The organism is Lentilactobacillus sunkii DSM 19904, assembly GCF_001435575.1.
Classification (GTDB): Bacteria; Bacillota; Bacilli; order Lactobacillales; family Lactobacillaceae; genus Lentilactobacillus; species Lentilactobacillus sunkii.
In genome coordinates this window covers 1-9,829 of sequence record NZ_AZEA01000042.1, presented here as the reverse complement: position 1 = coordinate 9,829, position 9,829 = coordinate 1, and the positions used below count along the sequence as shown (strand labels likewise).

Sequence of the window (9,829 nt, the reverse complement as noted above, 5' to 3'; positions counted from 1 at the left end):
TTCTTTGTCTAACTTTTCTGTTGCACTTCATAACGACCTGATTCATTATGATTATTTAACTGAAATTCCGTATTTTTTAAGGATCCAAAAGGTATGGCCCAAAGATATCATCAAGCAGTTCATTTAAACGCTAATTAACAGTTGAAATGGAAAATACCAAGACAGGTTACCTGTTCTTGGTATTTTTTAGGTTAGTCAGTTATTTATTGTCACGAGGAATCAACGGCGCATTTCAAAGTGGCGTTCATAAAATAGTGATTATTCACAAAACGATCAATAGCCATTGAGTTAGGCCGGAACGACCGTCAGTTCAATTTTTAAATTCAAACCATTTGCGTACCGCTGCAAAGTGCGTAATGAAGGCATTGAATCTAACCGTTCAAGCTTAGCGAGTTGTGGCTGGGACATGCTGATGTGAGCAGCAAATTCTTTCTGCGTAATTCCTCTTTGAACACGGACGGCTATGAGGTGTGATAGCGTTTCGATCGTTACCATATCCTGTGGTGAAATAGCAGTGATTTCTTTCTTAAAGCCATTCCAAGTTGTCATAATATCAACCTCCTCTTTCAATCCAGTCTTCATACAGTCGAATGGCCTTCAATACTTCACTCTTATCTGTTTTGTTTTGCCGTTTAGTATAATGTGATAGCAAGACGAATCGATTGTCGTGCCAACGCGCATAGAAGATCCGTTCCGGCATCGGGCGTAATTCCATCAAGGGGTATTGATAACCTTTCAGAAATTTTGCATGTGGTTCACGTAGGTTTGGCCCTAACTGTGCCAATAATTCAAGTTGGAAAGTAATTTTTCTCAGAAGAACCATATCTTCTTTACGGTGGCTACGGTTCAGTGTTTCAAGGAAATCCTGCAATTCACAGTCACCGTTCTTATCCTCATAGAAATCGATCTCGTACATTGTGATTCTCCTTGGTAATTAACTTTCTTGCTATATTATAGCACGTTTGCAATATTCCAATATAAAAAAAGAAGGTCAACTGAATAAATTCAGTTGACCTTCTTTATTACGGCACCTACTAAAAGTAGATGAACTTCTTGGATTCCACAATCCGCTAAAGTCAAACACCAGCAAATCTGTGCCTTAAATTGTGTCCCGCTCGAATTCACATTAATCGCTTGCGCGACAGCATAAATGCTGTGTGATTTCTCGACTCATCGCATAAAGACATTATGCCATAAATTTATGAAAACATCAAGGCTTCTTTCACGGCCTTACTTGTCTTCCTGCTTCTTTTCATCCGGCTGCTTTTCCAGATTTTCTTTAACCATTGCCAAATGGTCTGCATACCAGGTGTTCATTTTGTCAGCATAGTTTGCAACGTTGCCGACAAAGTCATCGGCAGAAGCAATTTCATCAATTCGCAAGCTGGACTTATTGACCCATGGCGATTCAATCACCAAGTATACGTTGACTGGTAGAGTTCCCTGATCCTGCATCATCTTACTGATGATTTTTGCGTCTGCAAACGGCAGATTAATCAAGTTGGTTTCCAAACGCAACACAACATCCTCATCGGAAGCTTTCACTTCGCCGTATGCCAACTTGCCCAGATTCAGTTGTTCTTCAACATAATCGTAGACCGGCTGCATCACTTTAGCAGGGTCGGCCATGATTTCACCTAACTTCTTACTGAATGATTTGCCTTCTATCTTATCGTTGACGACATCGTCAACAAAGCTTGCTGCATCTTTTTCCAAATTATTCACCTATCTTTTTAATCCTTTTTGTCTGTTAATTCGACGCTGAAATGTATCGTGCTGCAAGGCCGCTCTTAATCTAAAGGCTAAAATGTACCAATAAACGTTCACGAGGATACCAAATGCAGCCACTGCGGATACGAACAATTTGACGATAATGTCTGCATTACTGTTCAGAAACATTGTGGAAATCATCCCGACAAACCCAACCGAATAAACGGCAATCACCACGGCCAGCAGATAATAGCTAATCTTGACACGAAGTGCAGCCAAGATTAACGTTGCTGCATAAAATGCAATTGCGATCCAGGTTACTTGGGCCGCTTCGGCAGCGGTAGCCGGCGTCTTAAGTGACATAAACCCGAATGTCATTAACCAGGTTGCTGCCAAAAATACCAGCAATGAGATAATAGCCCAGAAAATGGTCTGCTTTTCTTCTTTTTTCATTTAACGTTTTACCCTCCAGAATTCCAACAAAAAAAGATAAATTCGATAATGGAATTTATCTTTTTATTCACAGTTTTAGTTTAACGTATTTAACCGTTTTAGAAAAGCATATCAAAGAAATCGTCACGAGAAATTCCGGTGAAGTATTGATTCAAATCGACATCTTTCAATGCATCTTCGAAGTCTTTTCGTTCGAAACGAACACCCTTTAATTTGTCGGCAACTTCTTGAGAATCTTTGGGGCCAAAGTAGTCACCAAAGAACTTAACGTTGGATACCTTGCCGTCATCGACTTGGAGACGGGCATCAATGGTCCCGTTGGTGAAGTGTTGACGCTTCTTAACAGTAAATTCTGGTGAATTACCGTATACCCAATCCCAGTTGTTGTAATAATCATTAAAGATCTTATCGATTCCCTTTTGATCATCGTCGGTCAAGTGATATTCCTTGTCCTTGATTTGTTCAAGATCGTCAACGTGGAATAATTCCTTCAACAGACGGTCACGGAATTCTGGTGTGGTTAAGTTTTGATACTCTGGTGCCAGATATGGTTTCAGGTTGGTTACACGAGAACTAACGGACTTGATTCCCTTTGACTTGATCTTGTCTTCTGGAACATCCAATGCCTTTGGAATGACTGACAAATCAACATCGAGCATTAATGTACCATGTGAGAATGTCTTGCCGCCCCTTGAGTACATTGCGTTTCCAGAGAACTTCTTGCCATCAACCAAAATATCGTTACGGCCACTGACTTCTGCGGTCTTGGCACCCATATCGTGAAGGGCGTCGACAATTGGTTGAACGAATGACTTGAAGTCACCAAATTCTTCACTGTCACTGTCGACAACGAAGCTGAAGCACAAGTTGCCTAGGTCTTGATAAACAGCGCCACCGCCGGAAAGTCGACGAGTTACAACGATTCCATGTTCATCAACATATTTCTTATTGATTTCTTCAAGAGTATTTTGATTACGGCCAACGATAATACATGGTCCCTCAATATAAAATAGCAGCAATGGTTCATCGAATTTAATTTCATTCATCAAATACTGTTCGGTAGCTAAATTGCGTCTGATATCGTCTGATTTCATGACATAATAATACATAAACAGAAGCCCCTTTTCCCATTATAGTTAATATACTTGAACAATTTGATATTAGCACCATACGAAAGCGATTACAATCACAAGCAACTTTTGTGAAAATTTTATTTGATTACATCTGCGCCAGCTAATGGTATAGTTTAGGTAAGGACAAACAGATTACGGGGTGATTGAAATGGATCAAAAATATGAAAACGTCTTAGTGCCTGTCGACGGTTCAGGTGTAACTGATAAAGTATTGGAACGGGCAATCGACGTTGCCAAAGCAAATGACGCCCATTTGGATATATTGAATATCTTGGAAGTCAATCAATTCAACCAAACATATGGGAGTGCTGTAAGCGGCGATGTTGTCTTCAAGCTGACTGAAAACACTGAAAAGAAGTTGGAAAGTCTTAAACAAGAAGCGCTGGATGCCGGTGTTAAGGATGTTGATATTCACATCCGGTTTGGAAATCCAAAGCCAATCATTGCCCGCGAATTTCCAAAAGATCATGGCAGTGATGTCATTGTCATTGGTGCGACTGGGTTGAGTGCCGTAGAACGATTAATTATCGGCTCGGTTACCAGCTATGTAACCAGAACCGCAAAGTGCGACGTGTTAATTGTTCGCCCACAAAAGAAACCAGCTAAAAAATAATTAAATCATATTTTCAGATTGAATCGTGGCAATGAGATGCTTTGCCGCGGTTCTTTTTTATTTTATAGAATGAGGAATTCACAATGGCTCAAAAATCATGGGTATTCAACGAAACCGTTCCAATAACAATTGACGGACAGTCTTTAAAAACATTGTTAAGTAAATATTGGGGATTGCCAAAACACCTGGTTTACAGTATTCGTCATGGGGAGCGGGTGTTGATCGATGGTTCCTACCGGCCGGTCAACTTTGCGGTTAAATCAGGTGAACATGTCCAGCTGACCTTTTTACCAAGTGATTTTGCCGCCCCGTTCCCGAATGTTTCGCCGGATTCAGCCGCAACCGTGGAAATTCTGTACGAGGATGCCAATTTGGTTGTGATCAACAAACGGCGTGGTGACAAGACCCATCCCAACCAGCCGGGAGAAGTCGGTGCGACCATTAACCATTTGGCCGCTTATTTAGAAACTGAAAATACAGTTCCTTATATGATTCATAGGTTGGATCAGGAAACCAGCGGTGCGCTTATCTTCGCAAAAAATCCCGCGGTGGTTCCAATCCTGGTCGCCAATATTGCCCACAAGCAAATCACCCGGAAGTACCTCGCCTGGGTTGAAGGAACGGGTCTTCCCGAAGATGGAATGATTGACCAACCAATTGGCAGAGATCCCAACGATAAACGAAAACGGCTGATTAACGGCACCAACGCCGTAAATGCTGTGACCCATTTTCAGGTGATCAAAGAAGAAGGTGGCAATTCGCTGCTTTCAATCGAGTTAGAAACCGGTCGCACTCACCAAATCAGGGTTCATTTTGCAGCCATTGGCCACCCTTTAGTCGGTGACCCGTTGTATAATTCAAGTAATGAGAGCGATTACTTAATGCTCCACTCGTGGAAAGTCGGCCTCATTCTGCCTTTCTCAAAAATCCTGAAAACTGTTACTGCACCAATTCCTTCCCACTTTATTGATTTCCAGAAACAATTGGAAAGTCGTCATGAATGATTTGCATGTCAGCATGCACTAAGGAGTTCGCAATGTCAGAAAAGTTACTATCCACCCATTCCGCAACCGAATTATCAAAAATGATCCGTGAAAACCAAGTTGATCGAGTCGATTTGGTTAACGAGCTGATCGATACAATTAATGAAAACAACGACAAATTAAATGCCGTTACCAGTCAATGGCCAGAACGAGCGTTAAAAATGGCCAAAGAATTTACTGACAAGGGCCAGAAATTTGCCGGCGTCCCGATCCTACTGAAAGGATTGGGCCAATCACTGAAGGGCCAGCTTGATACTGGGAGTTCGGAATTGTTAAAGGACTATGTGGCGTCCGCCACCAATAATTTCGTTAAAGGGTTATTAAATGCCGGTCTCATCCCCGTTGGCGAAACCAACGCCCCTGAATTTGGGTTTAAGAACATTACCGACTCAAAGTTGTATGGCGATGCGCATAATCCATGGGATACCGATTTTCAACCCGGCGGTTCATCAGGCGGTTCAGCTGCCGCAGTTGGCGATGATTGGCTGCCAATTGCTGCTGGAAACGATGCTGGCGGATCAATTCGGATCCCTTCCTCATTCTCTGGCACAATTGGTTTAAAGCCGACTCGAGGAAGAGTTCCGGCTGGTCCCGGTGAATGGCGCGGCTGGCAGGGAGCTTCAATCAACTTTGCCCTCACCCGATCAATCACCGACACCGCCAATTTGTTGGATGCGCTAACGACCGTGCAAATGGCCGCGCCATTCCAGGTGCCGCTGCCCGACAAACCCTTTGCCGACACGTTAAACGACCTGCCTAAAGACATCCACATTGCTTACTCAACTACATCACCGGTTGGAACACCGGTTTCTGATGAGGCCGTTGAAGCCGTTGAAAACGCGGTTAAATTTTTGAAAGATGCCGGCTTTGATGTCGTCCCAGCCGACGCCCCAATCGATGGCATTGGCCTCATGCAGACCTACTATGCGATGAACGCTGGCGAAACGGCGACGATGTTTGCCAATATGCACCTTGCCGATACAGTCATCAAGGAACATGTGGAACCACTGACATGGGCACTGGGATTTACCGGCCGCTCTGTTTCCGCAGTTCAATACAGTCAGGCATTGACCTTCTGGGACAATGTGGGCAGCGACATGGACGAGTTCCAACAGGAATTCGATCTGTATTTAACACCAACAACGGCACACCAAGCACCACGGATTGATCAGCAATTAGTGTCCGATGAAAACATGGAAAAGATGAAGCATATCGAGCAGTATGATCCTAATGAACAGCTCCAAATTATATGGGATCAATGGCTGCCGGCACTCACGCTTTCGCCATTTACTCAATTGGCCAACATCAGCGGTCAGCCGGCAATCAGTCTGCCAACATACGTTGGCAAGAATGGCCTGCCGCTGGGAACACAATTCATCGCCAGAAAAGGCCGGGAAGATTTGTTGCTACAAATCGGTAAATTGTTTGAAGATCAAAAAATGTTTAAATTTTTAAAATAGTACCATTATGTTAGGGGGATTATCATGATTATTTTAAGAGGGAAAAGTCCAACCCGAAAAAAGCTTTGGAAGATTTTAGCGGTTTCAGCTTTGGCTGTCGCAACTAGTATTGGAATTGTCGCATCAACTCCAGTGCCAAATGTGCAGGCAGCGAGTCAAACCACTGTCACAAAAACGAAAAAGGCATATAAGGATACCAACCGACAAGTTAAGCCCAGCAAATATCCAGCTGATGAACAGTCATTGGTTAAAGGTAACGTAAAGGGACTTTGGTCACAAGGTTATTCTGGCCAAGGTATGGTTATTGCAATTATTGATACTGGAATTGTTACCCACCGTGACTTTAGATTATCTGATAACAGCACGGCCAAAATTTCCAAAGCTGATGCGGAAAGTTTCATTGCCAAGCGTGGTTATGGAAAATACATCAGTCCAAAAATTCCGTTTGCCTACAATTATCTAAACAACTACAACAATGACGTTATGGCCAACGACTTTTCTAGTTTTCATGGACTGTCTACTGCGGGCTATGCCGCAGCGAATGGATCCAAAAATAACAAAGATAAGAAGTACGTTCTTGGGATGGCTCCACAAGCCCAGCTTCTGAACATGAAAGTTTTCGGTGGATTTGCCGATGAATTTCCAAACGACGTCTCCCGGGCAATCTATGATGCGGTCGCTTTGGGCGCCAACGTCATCAATATGTCGCTTGGTCAGGGAGTTCCTGCCCAATCATTAACCAATCAAGAGCAGGCAGCCGTTAAGTATGCAACTGACCACGGTGTGTTTGTCTCGATTGCCTCGGGTAATTACGCACACTCCGGTTCAATCAACAGCAAAATCAATGATTCGTCGGATTCCCGGATTACCTCGTATGAACCAGTCAATTCGGGAACTGTTTCCAACCCTGCAGTGGCTGCCAGTGGGATGGCGGTTGGTTCGGAAAACGCGTTGCTTGGGGATAAATCAGAAATGGAAACCATGTCGGCATGGGGGCCAACGCCTGAGTACTTCATGAAACCTGATATTTCTGCACCCGGGAACAACGTTGCTACAACTGCCCCCAATAATGGTTATTCAATCGACTCCGGGACATCAATGGCTGCCCCATTTATCTCCGGATCGGCTGCAATTGTGATGCAAAAGGTCATGAAGGAACAGCCAAATCTTAAAGGTGCCGCTTTGGTAAATGCCGTTAAAGTTGCTCTGATGAATGCGGCTCAACCGATGCAGGATGTCTTATTTAAAGGACACTTGGTTTCACCTCGGGTTCAAGGTGCCGGACAGGTTAATGTGACTAATGCTGGAAATCTAAAATCATCTGCTACGGATGTTGCAACCGGATTAGCTTCAGTTTCCCTACATGAAATCGGAAAAACCAGTCAATTTTCATTGAATGTCACCAACCATAGCGATTCTCCTCAATCATACACAGTCAATCCGTCCAACGGTCCGTGGACCGAGACTCGTAAGATTGATCAAAAGTATGGAACCGGAACTGTCTACGATACCCGAATCGATGGGGCTTCGCTAACATCAGACCAATCACAATTGACGGTTGATCCGGGAAAGACGGTTAAAGTCGACTTCACCCTGAATATGGGCGATCAGGCAACCAGAAATCGGATTGCCGAAGGCTACGTCAGTTTGATAAATTCTGATTCCAATCAAAATATTTCAGTTCCTTATATGGGATATTATGGTGATCCAACTGAAGAGCAGGTAATTGATAGCCCAGCCAACCAAAAGGATAGTGCCTTTAACGCCGGCTACCTGTTGGATCGGAAAAACACAATGCTTGGAATCAGTGATCGAACTTCATTGTCGGGACTGGTCAATATCAAAGGGAACTACACTGACTCGCAAATTGCTTGGGGAAACCTAACATCCAAGATTCAAAACGATAAAGTTGCCTTCTCACCTAATGGAGATGGCAGCCAAGATGCCGTCTATCCATTAGCTTATACAAAGCAGAGTCTTGCAGGCGTTCAGATTCGAATCTTAAATTCTCAAGGAAAAGTCATCCGGACGGTGGATTCGGAAACCAACATCGATAAATCGTTCTCAGAGCTTTCCGGCGCATTGGTTGATGATATGACCATGGCGGTTTCAATGCGGCTTCACCCATACGCATTTACTTGGGATGGCAAGGCTTATGATCAAACAACCGGTAAAATGAAAGCTGTACCTGATGGCCAGTATCAATACCAGATTATGTCAACCAACTACAATGATGGCAGTAAGAAAGTTCAAACCATGGATCTGCCTGTCAAAGTCGATAACGTTGCCCCAAAGATTGATAAGACCAATTACAAGAATGGCCGATTAACCGTTTCATATAGCGATGTTGGCGCTGGGTTCACCAAGTACTCAGCCTTGGCAACCAGATTTGGTAAAAAGGCCGTTGGTGTCAGTCTTGACAATAATGGGAAGACAAATACCGGAACGATTAAGTACAATCTAACCAAAGCTCAACAGAAATTGGCTAAGAAGGCTGGCAAAATCAAGCTCACTCTCTGGGACGTTGCTGGCAATAAAGCAGCCAAGACCGTTAAGCTGAGCAAAAAAGCAAAGATCTACAAACTTTCGAGCAGCAATAAACAAATCAAATGGTTCCGTCAAACAACCCAACTTCCTGAGCTGGATAATCACACGATGAACACAGTTACAACACGATTTGAACCTTCAAAGGGCATTAAGTTCACTGACTTGAATGATAACAACATCACTTTAATCAACTCCAACAGCAAGGTTTATAACGCAACGACTCATACGTTAACCATCAAAGGTAAAGTCACAAATCCAAAGTCCAAATTAACGATTGTCAAAACCGTTAATAAGAACGATAAAGTCAACCAGGTTAAAATCGATAAACACGGCAACTTCAAGTACACTATTCAAGTTGCGCCAACGACTCAAAGAGGAATTGGTTACTTCTTGACCACACCGAGCAAGAAGAAAGCCACCACTCAGACTGGTACTCTTGAGGTCATCACAGATAACACCTTACCGGAGTTGAACTTGGCTTCCAGTCTGACTGGCAATCAGGCATCTGGCGATCATTATTCAATCTCAACCAATAATGACTCTATTGATATCAGCGGCAGTGTCAATGACAATGTCAGCGGTGTTCGGCTTAGTATTAACGGCAATAACATTTACCATCAGGCAAACGATGCCGGCTTTATGAGTCTGAGTGATCCAGGTTCTAACCCAAACCCTTATCCAATTCACGAGTTCAGCCAGACTTATCCATTGTCCAAAGGAGTAAATATCTTCACTGTTTCAGCCACTGATCAAGTCGGGAATACCGTTACCAAGACGATTCAGGTAAACCGCGAATAATTACGAATTTACAAGACAACAAAAAAGAAGCTCGAAATCTAGGTTCTACAATATCTGTTGTTGGTAATAGAT

The 9,829-nt window shown here is 43.3% G+C and carries 9 protein-coding genes; 4 read left to right on the top strand and 5 right to left on the bottom strand.

Annotated features, from left to right (window positions below):
* Positions 1–288: 288 nt before the first annotated feature.
* The 5 genes from FD17_RS12550 to FD17_RS12530 form a co-directional block, all read right to left on the bottom strand.
* Positions 289–549: a helix-turn-helix domain-containing protein gene (locus tag FD17_RS12550; RefSeq protein WP_057826522.1), complete on the bottom strand. Its 261-nt coding sequence runs from the start codon at positions 547–549 to the stop codon at positions 289–291.
* A 4-nt stretch (positions 550–553) separates the two neighbouring features.
* On the bottom strand, positions 554–916 hold the full coding sequence (locus FD17_RS12545) for a type II toxin-antitoxin system RelE/ParE family toxin (RefSeq protein ID WP_057826521.1): 363 nt from the start codon (positions 914–916) through the stop codon (positions 554–556).
* A 314-nt stretch (positions 917–1,230) separates the two neighbouring features.
* Entirely contained in the window at positions 1,231–1,725 is a 495-nt protein-coding gene (locus FD17_RS12540) for a hypothetical protein (RefSeq protein ID WP_235803227.1), read from the bottom strand.
* On the bottom strand, positions 1,726–2,163 hold the full coding sequence (locus tag FD17_RS12535; RefSeq protein ID WP_057826519.1) for a hypothetical protein: 438 nt from the start codon (positions 2,161–2,163) through the stop codon (positions 1,726–1,728).
* Between the two features lie 98 nt (positions 2,164–2,261).
* Positions 2,262–3,272 carry a lipoate--protein ligase gene (locus FD17_RS12530; RefSeq protein ID WP_057826518.1) on the bottom strand — a complete coding sequence of 337 codons (1,011 nt, stop codon included), beginning with the start codon at positions 3,270–3,272 and terminating at the stop codon, positions 2,262–2,264.
* A gap of 172 nt (positions 3,273–3,444) precedes the next feature.
* On the opposite strand from FD17_RS12530, the gene FD17_RS12525 reads away from it, so the two are divergent.
* The 4 genes from FD17_RS12525 (at position 3,445) to FD17_RS12510 (ending at position 9,757) form a co-directional block, all read left to right on the top strand.
* Positions 3,445–3,909, top strand: coding sequence for a universal stress protein (locus FD17_RS12525; protein ID WP_057826517.1), 465 nt, complete (start codon positions 3,445–3,447; stop codon positions 3,907–3,909).
* An 83-nt stretch (positions 3,910–3,992) separates the two neighbouring features.
* Entirely contained in the window at positions 3,993–4,913 is a 921-nt protein-coding gene (locus tag FD17_RS12520; protein WP_057826516.1) for an RluA family pseudouridine synthase, read from the top strand.
* A 32-nt stretch (positions 4,914–4,945) separates the two neighbouring features.
* Positions 4,946–6,412 carry an amidase gene (locus tag FD17_RS12515; protein WP_057826515.1) on the top strand — a complete coding sequence of 489 codons (1,467 nt, stop codon included), beginning with the start codon at positions 4,946–4,948 and terminating at the stop codon, positions 6,410–6,412.
* A 24-nt stretch (positions 6,413–6,436) separates the two neighbouring features.
* On the top strand, positions 6,437–9,757 hold the full coding sequence (locus FD17_RS12510; protein ID WP_235803226.1) for a S8 family serine peptidase: 3,321 nt from the start codon (positions 6,437–6,439) through the stop codon (positions 9,755–9,757).
* Positions 9,758–9,829 lie beyond the last annotated feature (72 nt).

Coding starts and splice junctions, on each gene's coding strand:
- FD17_RS12550 (WP_057826522.1), bottom strand. CDS start 549: ATGACAACTTGGAATGGCTTTAAGAAAGAAATCACTGCTATTTCACCA.
- FD17_RS12545 (WP_057826521.1), bottom strand. CDS start 916: ATGTACGAGATCGATTTCTATGAGGATAAGAACGGTGACTGTGAATTG.
- FD17_RS12535 (WP_057826519.1), bottom strand. CDS start 2,163: ATGAAAAAAGAAGAAAAGCAGACCATTTTCTGGGCTATTATCTCATTG.
- FD17_RS12530 (WP_057826518.1), bottom strand. CDS start 3,272: ATGTATTATTATGTCATGAAATCAGACGATATCAGACGCAATTTAGCT.
- FD17_RS12525 (WP_057826517.1), top strand. CDS start 3,445: ATGGATCAAAAATATGAAAACGTCTTAGTGCCTGTCGACGGTTCAGGT.
- FD17_RS12520 (WP_057826516.1), top strand. CDS start 3,993: ATGGCTCAAAAATCATGGGTATTCAACGAAACCGTTCCAATAACAATT.
- FD17_RS12515 (WP_057826515.1), top strand. CDS start 4,946: ATGTCAGAAAAGTTACTATCCACCCATTCCGCAACCGAATTATCAAAA.
- FD17_RS12510 (WP_235803226.1), top strand. CDS start 6,437: ATGATTATTTTAAGAGGGAAAAGTCCAACCCGAAAAAAGCTTTGGAAG.